Raw genomic sequence first — 15,657 nt, forward strand, 5'->3', positions numbered from 1 at the left:
GCTACCAGGATCGGAGGCGGGAGATGCGGTTGGATATGCTATCGCGCCGGCGCCTCTTACGGCGGCTGCGCGGTGTTTCGTTGTCGCTCGTATCCTGCGCAACATCGGGCGTTTCGTCTTGTGCGGGAGGTGTGCCGGCGTCGTCGGGCGTGCCGGCGTCGGACTCCGGAAGGGTTGCGTCGTCGGCGTCGAGTTCGCGGGCGGCCTGAGAGCGGGCGGCGATCTGGCGCTTCTGCCTGAGCGCGATGCGATCGAGGCGCGGCGACCGAATGAGAAACGCGGCCCACGCATAGACGCGACAGTCGAGGGCTTCGTTTCGGTCGCTGTCCTTTTCCTTTTGCCACGTCGTCACGCGGCGGCCGGCTTTGATCGTGGTGACGAGACGCTCGGCGGTAAGCTGTTCGTAGTAGGTGGCATCGCGCCCGAGCGGAAAATGGCAGTAGCCGGGACAAGGCTCTCCTGACTCGGGCGCCTCGATTTGCAGGCGACCGACGACGGTGTTCTTCAGTTGGTCAACGCCGAGTGTATAGAGAAAAATATGACGCGACTTGTTCTTGCCGAAACGGATACGCGTCGGATTCGAGACAGGGTTACGGTCCCACCCTCCCTTGCCCTTGATGGCAAACAGGCGTGAGCGGTGGGCGTTGACGTAGGAATAAGTGGACTGTGTCTTGTGCCCCTGTGTGTCGATGGCGGCGGCGGTAATGCGCATGTCGAGTCCGCTTTCGTGGCGGTAGAGCGTGCCGAGGAATTCGGTGACGGCATCCCAGGGGGAGCCGGGTTGTCCCTCCGGAATGTCGGGATCGCCGGGGAAGACGCGGTAGTCGATGGACCACGACTCGTGCCCGGCGCCCCACCCGACAACCTCGGCCTCGATGCGGTCATCCTGGGTGTCGAGTCCGACGGTGAGGATAAGGACGCGGCGCGGGACGGCGGCGGTATATTTCTCGGCGCGACCGGCGATTTTCTTTTCGTCGATTTTCTCCGAAACGCCAGCGTAGCCTTCGCCGAAGACGGTGTTTTCCAGCACCTGGATTTTTGCGGGGTCTCCGGACGTGCGGGCGTCGTGGATTTTTTTCGCAATCTCGTCGAGCGTCATGAATGGCGAATACGCTGCCCACACGAAATAGCCGCGCCAGCCATTGAAAGGCGCGGTGGGAATCCAGCGGGCACGAGGGGCGGGGTCGTCGGAGGGGAGAAGGAGCGTGGCGATGGCAGCGTTTTTGGCCGCGTTGTCGTAACCGGTCTGGCAATGCGGACAGATCAGGCGCGCGGTGCCGGGCCTGGGGGACTTGTCTTCGCGCTTCTCCCACGTGAGCATGTCGCGGGTGATGACGTGGAGCGTCCGGCAATGCGGGCACGGGATGTGCAGGAGGCGCTTGTCGGTGTTCTCATAGGCGGCGATGATGCGCGAGGAACCGAGGAGCGTGGGCGTGGATACGCGGATGCCCTTGCGGTTTCGGAAGGTCGTCGTGCGCGCCCATGCCAGTTCCCAGGGGTCGCCTTCGTCACCGGAGCTTGCCGCCTGCCGGTCGTCCTCGTCGGAAAGGACGATGCGGATCGGGAGGGAGGCGAGGTTTGACGGAGAGTTGACGCCAACGATCGTGATGTCGCCGCCGACGAATTTTTTATACTCGATGGTGTTGCCGGTGTCCCTGGACTTCGGGGATACGAACCGCGTGCGTAATACGGGCGTATCGCGGATCATCGGGGCAAGGCGCTTGATGGAGAATTTACGCGCGTCCTCGACCTTGGGCATAAGGTAGAGCATCGCGCATGGATCGATGTGCACAGTCTTTCCGATGGCGTTGAGCAACAATTCAGATCCGCCAACCTGTACCGACTTTCTCAATACCGTCCCCTCGACGAGCGGGTCGTCAAAGGAATCCATCGGCTCAACCAGGAGCGGGTTTTTCTCGTTGTGCCATCTACCCGGCGAAGCGGTTGTCTCGCGCGGCAGTCGCCGATACTTATTCGCCCACTTGCTCGTCTTCAGGTTCGGCGGCGGGCGCATCGCTTCCAGAGACTTCTTTAGCAATTCGCTCAGCGACTTCTTCCATACTGTGGTCTGCAAGTTCATTCAGGGATTCGTGGATTGCGGCACGCGTGGCGACGCGGGCCTCGGGTGGAACCTCGCCCTCGATGGCGAGGAGCTTGGTCTTGATGACGGTGGCAAGCTCGATCCATGCACTGGCGTAGGCTGCGATGGGGAGCCATGCGCCCTCCAACTGCGCGGCCTCGGCCTCCTTGATGCGCGCATTGGCTTCCTCGATCCGGCGACGCGGGCTGGTCTCGGCGGGACGCTTGGCGCCCGCGTAATCGGATTCCTTGTTCCCGATGCTCCGTTCCTGGAGATAGCGGATGTATCCGTTCACCGAGGGCAGCAGGTAATAAAGGCCGTGCCCGGCCTTGCGCATGACTCCCCCGTTTGCCAGTTGCGAGCATCGGGCGGGCGTCAGGTTGCAGAGCTTCGCAAGCGGACCAATCGCGACGGTCTGGCGGTTCGCGTCAACGTCACTCATCCGCCCTCCCCTCCCACGGCTGGATGTCACCGCACGACGCGGCGGCGCGGCGCGGGTCGCCTTTTACGAATACAAGCACGTTCTGGTGCGTCTTCCCGAGTTTGCGGGCGACGGTGAATTGCTTGTTGATGCGCAGCGGGAGTGAGCCGGCCATCGTGACAAGCACCGCCTCGTTGTAGAGCGCAAGGCCGGCGGCGTGGAAGGCCGCGATGGTGTCGGCGACGAAGTTGCGGTAAAGGCCGGTAGCCGGGTCGCGGATGTCGCCGACGACGAAACAGGCGAAGCGATCGTTGCGGAGCAACGCCGCGGACGCGCTGATGATTTCCCGGTAACATGTAATGAATTGTGAATACTCCATCGTGGACAAATCAGCGGGGTCGTCGCTGTAAACTTCGAGATCGGCGTAGGGCGGGCAGGAAAAAAGAAAGTCGGCGCGGACGTCGGACGCGAGATGCGCGATGTTGCGCGAGTCGCCCACGTGCCAGACCGGCGCCGGGTGAGGAGGCTTGCACAGGATCTCGGCCTGTGCGCGGTTCGCCTCGACCTGTTCGGACCGAAGATCGACGCCCACGTAATGCCGCCCCAACTCGGACGCGACCACGCCGCGGACACTCCCGCCGGCGAAGGGATCGAGGACCACGCCGCCCGCCGCACAGAACCAGGTGTAGAGCAACTCGCAAAGCACCGGGTCAAAGATGCTGGTCCCCTTGGGTGCGTTGCCGCCGTGCATCCGTCCGAAGTTTTTCGCCGTCTCGGACTCAAATATCAGGCTGTCGCTGCGGCCTTCCTCTGATGCCAAGCCATAGGCCAGCCATTCGTTTTTCCGGTCCTGCCACCAGCCGGCGCGCGCGTCGAAAACCGAAAACGGTGGCGCACCGAACCGCTCGGACAGGGCGCCGGAACCTTGCGGCGTATCGGCACCCGACGCGAGCGCCGCAATGTCCGCCGCGGTAAAGCCGGTGAGGCCGGTGTCGAAATCAAACCGCTCGGCCAACTCCTCGAGCTCGATCCGCAAAAGCTCCTCGTTCCAGCCGCCGCCGATTTCCGCGAGCCGGTTGTCGGCGATGCGGTAGGCTTTACGTTGCGCCTCGGTCAGGTGGCTGAGGCGCACGCACGGCACCTGCTCAAGCCCGAGGCTCTGCGCGGCCAGCACGCGACCGTGGCCGGCGACGATCACGCCCTCGTCGTCGATCAGCACCGGGTTGTTAAAACCGAACTCTTTTATTGCGCCGGCGATCTGCGCAACCTGCGCGTCTGAATGCAACTTAGCGTTGCGGGCGTAAGGTATCAGCGAGGCGGTCGCGAGGTAGTCAATCTTGAGTGGTGCGGTGGTCATTTAGTAAAAAGGTCACAATTTTTCGCTAACTACAGAAACTCTGCGGTTGTTTTCCACCCGCACCCCTCCCCCCAGGGAAGAACCTATACCCCCCCCCGCCTCCCCCCGCCATCCATCATTTTCTTGCATGGATTTAGCGTCCCGTATTACTCCATCAACTACGCCTGAGCCAGTCACCGAACGCCGCAGGGCAGCCCTTACGCCGCTTTCTGACAGCCCTGTTATGCACGCTAGATCACGGATACCGACCCCGAGAATCGTGGCCTTCTGCATGGCCGCAATCGCCTTTGGCTTGAGCGCGGCAGTCCAGCATTGCGGGACCAGGATGACCTCGCCGGGAAATGCGGCGTGAAGTTTACGCGCGACCTCCATGCCGACCATCTGCACGACGGCGCAGTCCTCCTTGAGTGCGTGCGGGATGGATACGTGACGACTCTTTGCAGCGGCAGCGAGGCGGAGTAGGTCAGGGATGCCGATCACGTCTGCGATGGCCTTGCCGTGGGGCGGAAGCGAGTCGTAGGTGGGGCGGTCCGCTGGTGAAAGATTCTGCTTTGTTTTGCTTCGATTTTCTTTGTTTTGCTTCATCGGCCGGTATTGCCGGAAATCGGGATTCGCGCGCAGCCACTCGCGCGCCTCGGCGAGTGTCGCCCGGTTGGCTGGCATGGGGAACCCGTCGCGGATCATGGCGGTGACATAGGCGTATCCTCGCCCGAGCGCGGCGGCGAGGGACTTGCGAGAGAGCAGATCGTTGCTGTCGGGCATGGCTACGGATTACCAGAGGGCTGCGTCGTCGGCTTGTGCGTGCGATGCGCGGGCGAAGCGGGAGGGTGTTTCGTAACTCCGTCCTGGTTGCGCTTCGTGGGTTCGGGGCGACAAGGGTAATCTCCCGGATGCGGTCGTTTTCATGTCAAGCCTGTAGTTGGTTTGTGGTTACTTTAGCAGTTTGGGTTATGGGGCCGTGAAGGGCGTTCACCGAAGTTGATGACTTCGCAGAGATCGAGGAGGCGGCGGAGTAACGGCTCCTGGCGAATGGCGCTTTTCTCGCTCGTGCCGGCGATCTGAGCAGACGAAAGGTTTGTCGATGCGAGGAGCGGCAAAGCGTGCTCGCGCCGAAGGTCAAGGAAGCGGAAAAGCCAGGCTTGTGCCCAATCGGCGCGGGCGGTGCTGACGGCCTCTTGCCCGATGTCGTCGAGGATGAATATCTGCCGCTTTGCTTGGGCGTGAACCCATCCCCTGGCATCGTCGCGTCCGTAATTGACCCACGTCTGGAGCCTGGCGAACCAGTCAGAGGCGTTTGTGTAAAATACCTCGTGCCCCTCGTCGATGGCTAGGCGGCGATAGAGCGCGGCAAGAGACCGGGTTTTCCCGCGTCCGGTTGGGCCGGAGAGCAATAGTCCTTTGGGCGACACCTGCCAGCCAATCACGCGGTCGATTTGCTCGCGCCAAGGCTGCATTTTGGGGTGCGTCCAGTCGGACTCTCGGTAGCCGGCACCGATGTCATGCTCGAATTGCTCGCGGCGGGATTTGGCACGTGCCTCGGAGATGGCTTTGCGCGAAAGCGCCTCGTGGTCGAGCGGCGGCGCGTTGCGCACGGCGTTGATGTCGACGCCGGTTTCGGCAGCGAGCACGGCGAGGAAGTCGGGCCTTGGTGCTGGCGCGATTGCCTGCGCTTTGGCGGCGTCGTTTTCGGCGGCGCCTATGTTGACATCGGCTGGCGGCTCAATGGCCGGATATTCGGGTGTGTCGGCGTCTGTGGGCATGTCAGAAGGCACGGAACAGTTCGGGGTCGGAGGGCGGGCGGCGTGGCAATGCACCCTGTGTCGGTTTTGGCGGGAAAAGTCCCTGCCATTGGTTGCGGACCGAGTCGCGGATTGCCGTGATGGCAGCGGATTCCCCCCATTCGGCGAGGGTGGCCAGTTGTGCGGTGACGGTGCGAGGCTTGTAGGCCGACAGCCGCCGTTCGCGACGGTAGGCCAGCCAGTCGGCCCAGGCGGTGCGGAATTCGTGGGTGTCGAGGGGTGGCGGAAATTCCGGCGGCGGGGGTGGGTGAGACTTTTTTGCCGAAGCCTTCGCGCCCCCCTCAGGGGGGAGGGGGGGTATTTCTTCTTCTTCTCCTTCTCCTTCCCCTTCCGCATTGGCGTTCGCTATACCGGTCGCCATTTTTTCGCCAATGCCGTCCGCTATGCCGGTCGGCATGCCGGTCGGCATCGTTTCGCCAATGGGTTCGGTATTGGCAGAGTCGCTACGCTTTCCCCATCGCGCCATTGCGCCCGCCATCCCCGCCCCTCGTGCCTGCCTCACGTGCGCCTCTTTTGAGGCAGGGTAGCCATTGACGATCACGTCATCTCCACTGACGCGCAAGAGGCGGGAGGCGGCGCGCACTTCGCGCAACGTGACCCCGCAAGACTGCTGCCATTGGCGGTCTTTCCATGCGGCAGCGCCGACAAGTATGCCGCCGCATTCGATCGTGCAGGCATACGCAATTACCGAGAGCCATGTTCCGCGCTCGGCAGGTGAGCTTCCGATGTATTCGGGCGAGCGAATGACGGTCGGGATATGCAGGTTAAGCCAGTCCATTTGATCCAAAAAAGGAACCCGTCACTCCGAGGCGTGAGAAATTGGCCGACATGATTGGCCTGCTCTCGGAGTGCGGGTTAAATTGTTGTGGTGATGATGTATTCATGTCTCGCTTCGGCTTTCTCACGGCCGCTGTCCGCAGGGGAAGGCGTTGATTCGCGTCGGAAAACTCTTGGGCGAATTGCTCGGAAAAAACCAGCTTCGCGTTATTACGGTTCTCGTTAATCCGTAATATGGCGGATAGCGGGTCACGGAAGCACCTCCTGCGTTTTCCATTGACCTTTCTCTTTCCAAAAGAGCCTGAACTTGATCCACGGATACAGACGGGCTGCTACCTTGACCTTTGCAATGCCGGCGGGCTTGTGCTGACCCTTCACCTCGTGCCCCTCGATTTCGCCAGCGCGGACGACGAGGAAATCGGGCTTGTAGACGACACCGTTTGCGAGCGGAAGAGTAGGCTCGCGGTAAATGTGATGCCAGAGGGGACGGATGCGGCCAAGGTGCTCGCGCTCCCACCCGTTGAGACCGTCGCCCGATTTTTGGCGGATGCGCGGTTTGGCGGATGGCGCGACGGTGGGCTTTATCGCCGGCGCGGCCTTGGCGGCGATTTGGCGATATGCCTCGACCTGAAACTTCGGCGAGAGGTCGGCAATGGTTACGCGGCGGCTCATTTTAGGTCGCTTCTCTCTTTGTAAATAAGAACGGGGTCATCTCGTCGTCTTTTCCTGCACTCATGTTTTATTGTGTCCGGGTCCACCGCCCCAAACACCTCTTCGCATTTCGCGCAGAGGTAGTGGCGCTTCCCGTATCCATCGACGCCCCACGTTAGTGAGATTCGGTTGTCTGCATTAGGTTTTACGTTACTCGTTTCATCTTTATCTTGATCGAGGATCATAAAGTCTCCTTTCCGGCGAACTGGCCGTCATTATTTCGGCGATACGTACGAGGCTTGGTGTGTTTAATGAACGAATCGACCCAGCCTCGGCAGTAAGCACGATGCAAAGCCTTCGGGTAGCACCTGCACAACACCACCGCACACGGGACGGCGAAACTTAATGCGCCTGCGATAAATACTATGATAGTTTCTTTCATGATTTGTCATTAGAATTTGGTTACTGATATGCGAACCTGTCTTTCCAGAATCAGGTGTTCGGAGAAATACGGACATTTTCCGACACGAATACCTTGGCTGTGGTCATGGCTGCGTCTTGGATGAGGCTCTTGAAATTAGCGTAGCCAGTCTTGGGATCGCGATACAGGCGGTGAAAAGCGTCTTCAACAATGCGGGCAAGCGCCCCGCTCGTTTCCAAAGTGGTCATGTGCTTATTTACCGTCTCGGTAACGATCTGCTCGACCAACTGGCGCACGCTTTCGCGGCTCAATCCGAGTTCATTCATCAGGACTTGCCTGACTTGATTTGCTGTTGTTTGCATGAGGTTCTCCGAACAATGCGATGCACGAAATCGCCGGTTTCGTTTTAATTGGAATCGCCGCCGTGCTTCGGCGATTCGTGATCTGTGGTGTTAGCCTCCGAATGCCCGAAGGATTTTTTCGGCTTGGGAGAGGTCGGCATCTGACGGCTCAATGTCCGTGTCTTCTTCGCGGCGTTGTCGATTTTGCCGCAGCATGAAGTCACGGACGGCATCTTGTGCGACAAGCACAATGCTGGCTGCTTCGCCGTCAGATGACTGACCAGCGAGATCTTTGCGTTGCATCCTGACGGTGCCGTCGGGCTGATCCTCAAAGTAGAGTGCGATTTTCATAGGTGTGATAGAAAAAACAGGCTAACCATGTATTGGCGGAGTCACTACGTGCTCCGCATTGGGGGTGTTCGACCCAAGAAGAGCGTTGAAATGAGCACCGTTCACAGCGGTGCCGGTCACGAGCGCGAAGGCTTGGCGCAATGTGTCGAGTCGAGATGACTTTGCGATCTGCGCAGCAATGCCAAGATTCAGGCAGGCGTGGCGGTGGTCCGCCTCGGCTTCGTGGATTTCCCGCCGCAACTTTTCGATACCGGCGAGATGATATTCGATTTCGGTTTTTGCCGTCTTCAGCATATCGCCCTCTCTGCTGTTCGGGAAAGCATACGAGCTATCTGTCTGCGCGTAGGCGTGGTGGAGATTTGGGAGAAATATTGAGTGTTTCATGGGTTAAAAAGAGGTCGAACCAGTCATCTCCCGGAACGCTCCGCGTCCGGGGCTGGGGTGTTCGCCGACTGATAACCAGCCAGCCATTGCTCCCGCAAAGCTTCGGCTGCTTGCGTGCGGACTGAGAATTCAGCAGGCGGCACCGTCACACCCTCCTTTGCGTCTCTTTCGCCAAGTTTGAATGCGCATGTGAGCATCAGTTTATACGCCTCGATCAGTTCTTCCGTGGACAACGCCGAACCATTCGCACGAGGCAACGGCCTCTTGCGGCATGGCTGGCTGTCGTTCCAGCATCCAAATTCCGGTGAGCATCCGTCGCATGTCATGGCCGTGCCTCCGTTTGGGTGTTCGGCAAAGGACGTGTGTGATGCGTGATCTCAAAAGCAGTGCAGCGGATGTAGGTCTTCCCGCAGTGGTAACAGTCCTCTTCCACATCAAATTCGGAGTAGCTCTCGCTCTCGACCTGATACGACTTGAGGCAGTAGGGACAGATCGCGAGGCAATCATCCATCTGGCTCTCGGGCATTGCCGAACCAGGCGCCGGAGCAGACGGCCCGGCTGCGTTTTCAGTTTTCGTTTTCATGATATTTTGGGCCGCTACTCGGCTAGGTGTTACGCTCACTCACGCGACTTGTCCTCAGCATCAATCGCGTCGGCCTCGCGCTCGTAAATGTCAGCTTGGATGCGGCACATTTTTGCGGCCTCACGTTTTTTTGTCGCGTCGTTCGCCGCGAAGTGTCGCTCGAATGCATCGGGAAGTGTTGCCCCGCTGCCTTGTCCGTCGAAGTAGCCGCCAACGGTCCACCATGGTTTGGTGATCCGAGGGCGGGGCCACTTGTCCGCGATGTTGGTGCCGCGCTCAATTTTGAGAGCGATTTCCACGCTGTCGCTTTCCCCGTTGGCTGCCTCGTAGGCGACCAAGATTTCGTGAAGCGCCTCAACCGCTGCGTCAAGGCGTGCTTTTTGCGTATCCGTTATTTCGATCCGATTTCTTTTGTGTTTTTTGCTCATAGGTAAAAAAATTGATGCGTAACCAAGTCTCCTCAGCCGAGCTTCGCCGGCTGATTTCCGGTGTTCAGCCATTGACAAGAAGTGCCGTGAGAACGAGGCATGCGAAGACGATACCCAGCATGGCCACCATGCCGTGCGCGACTCCGCGCTGGTATGCGACCTGCGCGGCGAGGTCGGCTGAACCGTCTGCCGGAGCCAAGCCGGCCGTTGCGTTGTTAGTTTTCATGATTTTTCAGGAGCCGGCTGGCTCGTCGTGGTGTTGGCCGGAGAGTCCTCGTCTCCGGGTTGATTGGTCCACAAGAGACCGCCTTGGCAGTCCTCGTGGAAGTAGTCTGGTGCGCGTTGCGTGCGCCACCATTGCCAGAAGTCCTCTCCGCTCTTGAAGCGGGCATGATACCGTGGTTTTCCGTCTTCGCGCGGAATGTCTTTCCACCGTTCCCAATTCGCCACGATGGCACGCTTCCAATTCCGTTCAAACGCGGGCCATCGAGCAAACTCTTTGGCCTGCATTACTGGCGTTGCCAATGGGCAACCTACGCAGCCCAAGCGCGTCCATCCCTCATCATAGAGGGAGCAATACGGCAACGCATGTTTGCGGATGAATGCCCATACCTCGTCGTCGGACCAATGCACGATTGGGCAGATGACGAGTTGCCCATTGTAGTCAGCCACTTCGTTCCACCGCCGCGCCCGGCTCGCGCTTTCTGCCTTGCGCACTCCAAACACACGCACGCGACCTTCACCGCTCCGCTCTTTGTATTCGCCACAACACCACCGCATGAGCCGAGTTGGCGGCACTTTGGCGGCGGTGGCGACGCGGTGCATCATGTTGCCGTATTTGGGCAAGTTCCATCCGACATCAGGGTGATGTTGCCGGATGTAACGGACCAACTCGGGCGGATCTATCGTGGTCTGGTTGTAGTGAGCATCGAAACGCACGCCCGCGAGCTTGAGCAGGTGTTTGACGACGATGGAGTCTTTGCCGCCAGAGAATGCGAGGTAATAGCCTTCGTCCGGCTCCCACTCACGGAGCAGGGCGAGCGCGGTTGCCTCACGCTCATCCAGCGTCGCCGGTGCAAACCCGTCCAACCAAACGGTCGAAACAATGCCTTCGCGTTGCTCAGTCATGTTTCACCTCGGTGTTACGCTTCGTCCTCCTCAAGCGGTGGGAGCGCGTCATAGCACTCTTGGCACAGCGGAACGCCTTCGCTGTCGAAGTGAGTCGAAGGCTTGCCGCATCCCTCGCACATACGTTCGCTGGCATGAGTTGCCGCGCTAGCACGTTGCGGGCGGTCGATTTCTCCGGCGATCAGAGTCCCGGCCTTGGTTTCCAGGTGGCGGATTCGCTCCTCCTGCGAGAGGAGTACGGTGACGGCATCGGCAAGCAGCAGATGCAGGAATGCGATTTCGTCCGTGGGACAAAACCCGACTTGCGGATCGTCCCACATGTCCTGGCGCTTCCAGTTTTCGAGGAGGAGATAGCGCTCCAACAGGTAAGGCATTGTCTCGCCGGCCTGCTTGGAGAGCAAAGGCCAAAGCGGAGATTGTTCCGCTCGTGTGGTGATGTTTTCGGTTTTGTAATCCATATAAAATACAGGCTAACCGTTCGACTCGTGCGAGGCTTTATCCGTACCGTCAGCAGTGCTAGACGGACGACGCTTAATCGTGGGCAGTTCGCGCCAGTAATCGGGTGGCGTGCGTGGACTGACATCCGATCCACTGAGGCGCCAACCGCGTGACAATCCCCACCAAACAGCCACTCGTAAGGTTTCCTCGCCATTGCGCTTGATCCAACCCACCAGCACGGGCTTGCCACGGTCCGGGATCACTTCATCCGCGGGATACCACTGGTTTTCGTATCGAAACTGATTGAGTTCGGATTCGAGAGACTTGATCGGGACATGCTCGTCAATCATGCGCGCCGTCTTCTGGACCAAGTATTCATGCGCGGCGTATCTGGTGTCGATTCCCCGGAGGAAATCGACGAGCTTTTGTGCGAGTGGTGGTATCGTGTCGTTCATTTATGTGTCCTTTCTTTCATCCGCCTGAATCTCCCCGATAACCTGCTTGCAGTAGGCGATAAGGCCGCGTCGCAGGTGGCACTTCTGGTAGTGCGCGCAAAAGCCCCAAATCCACGGGTTGGCGTCCGAGCATTGCCACAACCAGGCAGTCAGCGTTCCGGATGGGTTATGCGCCTTTCCGTCCAAATCCTCACAGTAGTTGTCGCGTAAGTACGTCCGGATGATTTCAGCGAGCGTTTCGTAGTTTTCTTCAAATACGTTCCAGTTCCGCCGGGCATCACGCAAACACTCGCCGGACCAACGCAGCGCGCATTCCTCGGCGTATGCCTTGCGGTCGCGCCTGACAGGAGAGTTCACCGGCGCGGGCGCAGGCGGGACGCCGGGGAGAGCGATTGTCAGTTGCCCGGTGCTCGCCGCTTTCATGCACCATTCTTTGGATACGTGGAATTTCATGTCAACGCATGGACTCCGGCAGTTTTTCTCGGGGCAACCACACGACCAGGCCGACGTGATCGGGCTTGCCTCCGAGAACGGCGCATTTCGCCAGTTGCGATGCTTTCCCCTTGCTGGTCGCAAAGGTGATTTCACCGTCGTTTTTCTTCTGCACGACGCGCACAAGAGATTGCTCAAGATTTTGCATCTGGATACATTCGTCGCCGACGTGTTGAATTAGTTCTGACAGTTTCATGCTTGCACCTCCGGCCTTCCGTTGTGCTCCACGCCGTCGAGGAGGCGCCCGGCGGCTTTCTTGCCGACGCGCACCATGACCGCGCCGCCATTTGTCCGGTCGCTGTGGTAGCAGTGGACAGAGCCATCAGGCGCGACAATGAAGGCGGGCGGGCTACTAGCACGGCCCTTGCTTGTATCATATTCCTCACCGGGTAGCGGTTCGCGCCACTCGCCCTGTTGCTTGAAGAAGAACGGTACGTTGGCGGCAGCGCACTGGTCGCGCAAAGAGCGAGCCCATGCCGGGTGCATCGGGCGTGCGTGCGGTCCGCTCTCGCCACCGCAGATCACCCAATGGATACCGCGGCGCATGAGAGGGAGTCCGTCCTGTATCCCGTATTGCACCAAGTCAGACGGGCGCGATGTCCACTCCTCGCCGCCTGATGGGTCGTGCAGGTGGTTGTATAGATCCACCGGGCCGAGCATCGGCTCGACGCTGAGGAAGCGCACGCGGGCGGGAATCTTGAGCAACTCCGGAATGCGCTTGTCGGCCATGTCCTGGTTCTCGACCGTCGTGCCGATCCAGACGTTGGCAGGGGGTATGCCGCCGCGCAGCCAGTCGAAGGCCATCCCCCATGTGTCAGACCAGCCTGCTTCCGACATGCCCCTCTTCCCCGCAAGCCCGCAAGCCTGCCCGATACGCTTTTCCCACAACTCCGGCCTCTTCGTGAGCAGCTGCCAGTCGAGATGCTGAGTGCGGCGTATCAGGTCGAGCAGGTCAGTCAGCCACTCGACCGGCACCTCCGGATCGAGCCAGTCGGCGAGTGAGGCACAAAAGACGCGAGGGCGACGCGGAGCGTCAAGATGCCCTCCGTCTGGCCCAAAAGCCATCTTGAGTTCAGACGTCATGGCTTCCGCAAATCTAGCCGCCTCGCGATCCCATCTGAGCACCTGCCGCCAGTTGGCCTCGCTCGTGCGTTTGCGCGGCTTGCCTTTGCCGAAGCCCGCCGGCGTCCAGTGCCGGAATGCATCCTGTGCGGCAGCGTAGCAGTGTGCGCAGCCGGGACTGACTTTTGTGCAGCCAATCCACGGGTTAAAGGTGTGGTCGCACCATTCGATTTTTGTATATTCAGCCATTGGTTGTATCCTTTTTTTCGATTTTCATCCGCTTGATAAATTCATCAGGGAAAAGCACTTCGCGCTTGCTGACCGGCGCATCACTCCACCTGTCCGTGATCTCGTCGCCGTATTGGTCTGTGGTTGCGCCGCGCGGCTGGGCTTCGTCGGGCAACTCGACCTCGCATCCGCCCTCATCGCGCACGTATTGGTTCTCGGCGCGCCAGCACTCGGGGTGCTGGTAGTCATGAAAGAAGTCGCCTTCCCATTTCCCCGCGACGGAGACGGCTGCGCTCCCGATCTCGATGCGCTTGCCGCACCAGCGACACCGATGGACGCGGCGGGTTTTGGCAATGGGCGTTGTGCTGGAAAAGCTCATTGGTTTTTCCCTTCGTATGTATCCAAAAGTTCGAGCAGTTGTGTGTATGTGATCATTACAAGCTCCTCTCCGTCGCCGCCCGACTGGTCGCGCGCACTCTCGCGGATGGCTTTCAGCGTCTCGGGGTGCATCCGGTAGCGGCGACTCGCGGGCGGGAGCATCCGGAGCGCATGCACGGCGTCGTCCATGTGCCCGAGTTGCACGAGATGGTGGATGCGCAGGACTCTTTTTGTGTCAGGCATGTCGATCACCTGCCCATGCATGAGGCGGTTGACCTCGTCGATGTGCTTGAGAGTCACGCGGCGGTTGTCATGCGGAATTGTTACGCGGTCGGTCATAGCCCGTTTTCCTCCGCTCTGAGGTCGCGCATGTATTCATCCATCGCCTTCTTGTAGTCGTAGCTTGGGCGGAAATGGATTTCCTCGATCTGGCCATCAAAGCCTTCTGCATCGAACACGCGGGTTGGCCCCTGGTAGATAGCCGCGAGCGTGCAGGCCGGGCAAAAGTCTGCCGCTTTTTCAACTTCCTTGACCCTCTCGGCCTCGTTACTCGCATCGACGCCTTCAAGCAGCGCAACCAACTCCGGGCGCGGCCACTGCGACTGGCAAATTGAGCAACGGCGCTCAGGATTTTTGAAGCATCGCGCCTCGTGATCGCGGATCGCGTCGGCCCGGCAACCGCTTTTGCCGCAATGCTCGCATTTGTAGCGCCAGCATTTATATTTCTTCATGCTTCGGCCCTCCATGCGAACGGCAACGGCTCCGGAAGCACCCAAAGGTGCCGGATGTTCGCCACGTTTACCACGTCTCTGTCGGGTGGAAAAATCTCGACGGCCTGCCGGTCGCCGAAGCCCACTGCTGCCTTGATCCGCTGCAACTCATCCCAGGTGATGCCGTCGCGCCATCTGCCGTCGCGGTCGATGTCGGTGCGGTTGACCGACAGCCGGACAACGCCACCCGTCTCGGCGAATGCTTGCACGAGGTAGTGCCGGTTGCGATACGCAGTGATCATGTTCGACTGTTTTAGCGGCCATTCCGATCGCGGGATCACCACGAAATCCAGGCCATATCTCGCGTTCTCCGATTTGAGCGCGGAGCGTTTTATGCGGAGGTCCGGGCTCATGCTGTAATCCTCCTAAACTCGTACCGGAAAACCCACGGATTTGGGCATACGTAGCAGGGTTTACCTCGATTGATGCGTATCTCAGCTACTCCGTCGAATGGATAGCTGACGTAATGCGCAGGCTTCCCGTCTTCCCCAAGGACAGGCTCCGGCTTGGCGTTGATACTGTTCCACAGGACGCGAAAAGCCTCAATCGGAGACTCCTCCCATTCGGCGTCAGAAAAACCTCGATACACAGTCGGCTCGGGGACGTGTGGCAAATGCGGTTCGTCTCCCCACCCCGTGAAATTCTCTTCTTGAAGCCCCTCGCGGATCGCATCCGCATCCCTGATGTGCTGCAACCGCTCGGCGTGAACGCTGACAATTTCCAGTATCGGCATGAGCCCGCGCAGGTGGTCCGGGAGGAAGCGACCGGGGCGGGATTTGCCTAGGTATTCCGACTTCGGCTCGCCCATGCCAGAATGCCAGAAGTCGGCGAACGGATGGGTTGCCTCTTCCAGCGTGATCTCCCTCGGCTTGAGGTGGTCAAACCCCTTGCTTACCGCCCACGTCGCGAGCATGGCGACGCGCTCGCCGGGACGATATGCGGACCGGATGTCACACCAGCGGTTATCCTCCGACAACTGCCGGGCGAAAAATTCGCCTGCCAAATGACGAATGATGCCGCCGCCCTCTGGCTGCGGATTGATGATCCGCCGCGTGACCGTCTTGCGGCCCTGCATCACGGCGACCGCCATCGGGGGAGAAAATGGCATCCCTT

The 15,657-nt window shown here is 59.8% G+C and carries 24 protein-coding genes; all 24 read right to left on the reverse strand.

Annotated elements, in window-relative coordinates; translation table 11 throughout:
- Position 1: 1 nt before the first annotated feature.
- Complete coding sequence (locus tag OPIT5_03865; GenBank protein AHF94025.1) at positions 2-1,816, reverse strand: hypothetical protein; 1,815 nt, start codon at positions 1,814-1,816, stop codon at positions 2-4.
- A 154-nt stretch (positions 1,817-1,970) separates the two neighbouring features.
- Positions 1,971-2,522, reverse strand: a complete 552-nt coding sequence (locus tag OPIT5_03870) for a hypothetical protein (GenBank protein ID AHF94026.1) — start codon at positions 2,520-2,522, stop codon at positions 1,971-1,973.
- Entirely contained in the window at positions 2,515-3,858 is a 1,344-nt protein-coding gene (locus OPIT5_03875) for a plasmid partitioning protein ParB (GenBank protein ID AHF89527.1), read from the reverse strand. Before OPIT5_03875 ends, OPIT5_03870 begins: the two co-directional genes overlap by 8 nt.
- A gap of 12 nt (positions 3,859-3,870) precedes the next feature.
- Positions 3,871-4,620 (reverse strand): hypothetical protein, encoded by a 750-nt coding sequence (locus OPIT5_03880; protein ID AHF94027.1) that lies wholly within the window; start codon positions 4,618-4,620, stop codon positions 3,871-3,873.
- 173 nt (positions 4,621-4,793) lie between these two features.
- Positions 4,794-5,618 (reverse strand): hypothetical protein, encoded by an 825-nt coding sequence (locus OPIT5_03885; GenBank protein AHF94028.1) that lies wholly within the window; start codon positions 5,616-5,618, stop codon positions 4,794-4,796.
- A 1-nt stretch (position 5,619) separates the two neighbouring features.
- Entirely contained in the window at positions 5,620-6,066 is a 447-nt protein-coding gene (locus tag OPIT5_03890) for a hypothetical protein (GenBank protein ID AHF94029.1), read from the reverse strand.
- Positions 6,067-6,683: 617 nt separating this feature from the next.
- On the reverse strand, positions 6,684-7,106 hold the full coding sequence (locus tag OPIT5_03895; GenBank protein AHF89528.1) for a hypothetical protein: 423 nt from the start codon (positions 7,104-7,106) through the stop codon (positions 6,684-6,686).
- A 471-nt stretch (positions 7,107-7,577) separates the two neighbouring features.
- A complete protein-coding gene (locus OPIT5_03900; GenBank protein ID AHF89529.1) occupies positions 7,578-7,832 on the reverse strand; it encodes a hypothetical protein in 255 nt (84 codons plus the stop codon).
- Positions 7,833-7,958: 126 nt separating this feature from the next.
- Complete coding sequence (locus tag OPIT5_03905) at positions 7,959-8,198, reverse strand: hypothetical protein (protein ID AHF94030.1); 240 nt, start codon at positions 8,196-8,198, stop codon at positions 7,959-7,961.
- Positions 8,199-8,219: 21 nt separating this feature from the next.
- On the reverse strand, positions 8,220-8,492 hold the full coding sequence (locus OPIT5_03910) for a hypothetical protein (protein ID AHF94031.1): 273 nt from the start codon (positions 8,490-8,492) through the stop codon (positions 8,220-8,222).
- A gap of 412 nt (positions 8,493-8,904) precedes the next feature.
- Positions 8,905-9,165 carry a hypothetical protein gene (locus OPIT5_03915; GenBank protein AHF94032.1) on the reverse strand — a complete coding sequence of 87 codons (261 nt, stop codon included), beginning with the start codon at positions 9,163-9,165 and terminating at the stop codon, positions 8,905-8,907.
- Between the two features lie 35 nt (positions 9,166-9,200).
- The gene (locus tag OPIT5_03920) at positions 9,201-9,593 is read right to left on the reverse strand and encodes a hypothetical protein (protein AHF89530.1); all 393 of its coding nucleotides are present in this window, start codon (positions 9,591-9,593) and stop codon (positions 9,201-9,203) included.
- A 64-nt stretch (positions 9,594-9,657) separates the two neighbouring features.
- Positions 9,658-9,819 (reverse strand): hypothetical protein, encoded by a 162-nt coding sequence (locus OPIT5_03925; protein AHF94033.1) that lies wholly within the window; start codon positions 9,817-9,819, stop codon positions 9,658-9,660.
- Complete coding sequence (locus tag OPIT5_03930; GenBank protein AHF89531.1) at positions 9,816-10,721, reverse strand: phosphoadenosine phosphosulfate reductase; 906 nt, start codon at positions 10,719-10,721, stop codon at positions 9,816-9,818. Before OPIT5_03930 ends, OPIT5_03925 begins: the two co-directional genes overlap by 4 nt.
- A gap of 14 nt (positions 10,722-10,735) precedes the next feature.
- The gene (locus OPIT5_03935; GenBank protein ID AHF94034.1) at positions 10,736-11,179 is read right to left on the reverse strand and encodes a hypothetical protein; all 444 of its coding nucleotides are present in this window, start codon (positions 11,177-11,179) and stop codon (positions 10,736-10,738) included.
- A gap of 12 nt (positions 11,180-11,191) precedes the next feature.
- Complete coding sequence (locus tag OPIT5_03940) at positions 11,192-11,614, reverse strand: hypothetical protein (GenBank protein ID AHF94035.1); 423 nt, start codon at positions 11,612-11,614, stop codon at positions 11,192-11,194.
- Entirely contained in the window at positions 11,615-12,037 is a 423-nt protein-coding gene (locus OPIT5_03945) for a hypothetical protein (GenBank protein AHF94036.1), read from the reverse strand.
- 31 nt (positions 12,038-12,068) lie between these two features.
- Positions 12,069-12,302: a hypothetical protein gene (locus OPIT5_03950; GenBank protein ID AHF89532.1), complete on the reverse strand. Its 234-nt coding sequence runs from the start codon at positions 12,300-12,302 to the stop codon at positions 12,069-12,071.
- On the reverse strand, positions 12,299-13,417 hold the full coding sequence (locus OPIT5_03955; GenBank protein ID AHF89533.1) for a hypothetical protein: 1,119 nt from the start codon (positions 13,415-13,417) through the stop codon (positions 12,299-12,301). The genes OPIT5_03950 and OPIT5_03955 overlap by 4 nt, the downstream gene beginning before the upstream one ends.
- The gene (locus OPIT5_03960) at positions 13,410-13,775 is read right to left on the reverse strand and encodes a hypothetical protein (GenBank protein AHF89534.1); all 366 of its coding nucleotides are present in this window, start codon (positions 13,773-13,775) and stop codon (positions 13,410-13,412) included. Before OPIT5_03960 ends, OPIT5_03955 begins: the two co-directional genes overlap by 8 nt.
- Positions 13,772-14,113: a hypothetical protein gene (locus OPIT5_03965; protein AHF94037.1), complete on the reverse strand. Its 342-nt coding sequence runs from the start codon at positions 14,111-14,113 to the stop codon at positions 13,772-13,774. The genes OPIT5_03960 and OPIT5_03965 overlap by 4 nt, the downstream gene beginning before the upstream one ends.
- Positions 14,110-14,505: a hypothetical protein gene (locus OPIT5_03970; GenBank protein AHF94038.1), complete on the reverse strand. Its 396-nt coding sequence runs from the start codon at positions 14,503-14,505 to the stop codon at positions 14,110-14,112. Before OPIT5_03970 ends, OPIT5_03965 begins: the two co-directional genes overlap by 4 nt.
- Positions 14,502-14,837, reverse strand: a complete 336-nt coding sequence (locus tag OPIT5_03975) for a hypothetical protein (protein ID AHF89535.1) — start codon at positions 14,835-14,837, stop codon at positions 14,502-14,504. Before OPIT5_03975 ends, OPIT5_03970 begins: the two co-directional genes overlap by 4 nt.
- Positions 14,838-14,893: 56 nt before the next feature.
- Positions 14,894-15,634, reverse strand: a complete 741-nt coding sequence (locus tag OPIT5_03980; protein ID AHF94039.1) for a hypothetical protein — start codon at positions 15,632-15,634, stop codon at positions 14,894-14,896.
- Positions 15,635-15,657: the final 23 nt, after the last annotated feature.

The sequence above is a fragment of the Opitutaceae bacterium TAV5 genome, from assembly GCA_000242935.3.
Classification (GTDB): domain Bacteria; phylum Verrucomicrobiota; class Verrucomicrobiia; order Opitutales; family Opitutaceae; genus Geminisphaera.

What these genes read in the sequence shown, in the direction of transcription:
- OPIT5_03870 (AHF94026.1), bottom strand. Translation starts at nt 2,522, where the DNA reads ATGAGTGACGTTGACGCGAACCGCCAGACCGTCGCGATTGGTCCGCTT.
- OPIT5_03875 (AHF89527.1), bottom strand. Translation starts at nt 3,858, where the DNA reads ATGACCACCGCACCACTCAAGATTGACTACCTCGCGACCGCCTCGCTG.
- OPIT5_03880 (AHF94027.1), bottom strand. Translation starts at nt 4,620, where the DNA reads ATGCCCGACAGCAACGATCTGCTCTCTCGCAAGTCCCTCGCCGCCGCG.
- OPIT5_03885 (AHF94028.1), bottom strand. Translation starts at nt 5,618, where the DNA reads ATGCCCACAGACGCCGACACACCCGAATATCCGGCCATTGAGCCGCCA.
- OPIT5_03890 (AHF94029.1), bottom strand. Translation starts at nt 6,066, where the DNA reads ATGCCGACCGGCATGCCGACCGGCATAGCGGACGGCATTGGCGAAAAA.
- OPIT5_03895 (AHF89528.1), bottom strand. Translation starts at nt 7,106, where the DNA reads ATGAGCCGCCGCGTAACCATTGCCGACCTCTCGCCGAAGTTTCAGGTC.
- OPIT5_03900 (AHF89529.1), bottom strand. Translation starts at nt 7,832, where the DNA reads ATGAATGAACTCGGATTGAGCCGCGAAAGCGTGCGCCAGTTGGTCGAG.
- OPIT5_03905 (AHF94030.1), bottom strand. Translation starts at nt 8,198, where the DNA reads ATGAAAATCGCACTCTACTTTGAGGATCAGCCCGACGGCACCGTCAGG.
- OPIT5_03910 (AHF94031.1), bottom strand. Translation starts at nt 8,492, where the DNA reads ATGCTGAAGACGGCAAAAACCGAAATCGAATATCATCTCGCCGGTATC.
- OPIT5_03915 (AHF94032.1), bottom strand. Translation starts at nt 9,165, where the DNA reads ATGAAAACGAAAACTGAAAACGCAGCCGGGCCGTCTGCTCCGGCGCCT.
- OPIT5_03920 (AHF89530.1), bottom strand. Translation starts at nt 9,593, where the DNA reads ATGAGCAAAAAACACAAAAGAAATCGGATCGAAATAACGGATACGCAA.
- OPIT5_03925 (AHF94033.1), bottom strand. Translation starts at nt 9,819, where the DNA reads ATGAAAACTAACAACGCAACGGCCGGCTTGGCTCCGGCAGACGGTTCA.
- OPIT5_03930 (AHF89531.1), bottom strand. Translation starts at nt 10,721, where the DNA reads ATGACTGAGCAACGCGAAGGCATTGTTTCGACCGTTTGGTTGGACGGG.
- OPIT5_03935 (AHF94034.1), bottom strand. Translation starts at nt 11,179, where the DNA reads ATGGATTACAAAACCGAAAACATCACCACACGAGCGGAACAATCTCCG.
- OPIT5_03940 (AHF94035.1), bottom strand. Translation starts at nt 11,614, where the DNA reads ATGAACGACACGATACCACCACTCGCACAAAAGCTCGTCGATTTCCTC.
- OPIT5_03945 (AHF94036.1), bottom strand. Translation starts at nt 12,037, where the DNA reads ATGAAAGCGGCGAGCACCGGGCAACTGACAATCGCTCTCCCCGGCGTC.
- OPIT5_03950 (AHF89532.1), bottom strand. Translation starts at nt 12,302, where the DNA reads ATGAAACTGTCAGAACTAATTCAACACGTCGGCGACGAATGTATCCAG.
- OPIT5_03955 (AHF89533.1), bottom strand. Translation starts at nt 13,417, where the DNA reads ATGGCTGAATATACAAAAATCGAATGGTGCGACCACACCTTTAACCCG.
- OPIT5_03960 (AHF89534.1), bottom strand. Translation starts at nt 13,775, where the DNA reads ATGAGCTTTTCCAGCACAACGCCCATTGCCAAAACCCGCCGCGTCCAT.
- OPIT5_03965 (AHF94037.1), bottom strand. Translation starts at nt 14,113, where the DNA reads ATGACCGACCGCGTAACAATTCCGCATGACAACCGCCGCGTGACTCTC.
- OPIT5_03970 (AHF94038.1), bottom strand. Translation starts at nt 14,505, where the DNA reads ATGAAGAAATATAAATGCTGGCGCTACAAATGCGAGCATTGCGGCAAA.
- OPIT5_03980 (AHF94039.1), bottom strand. Translation starts at nt 15,634, where the DNA reads ATGGCGGTCGCCGTGATGCAGGGCCGCAAGACGGTCACGCGGCGGATC.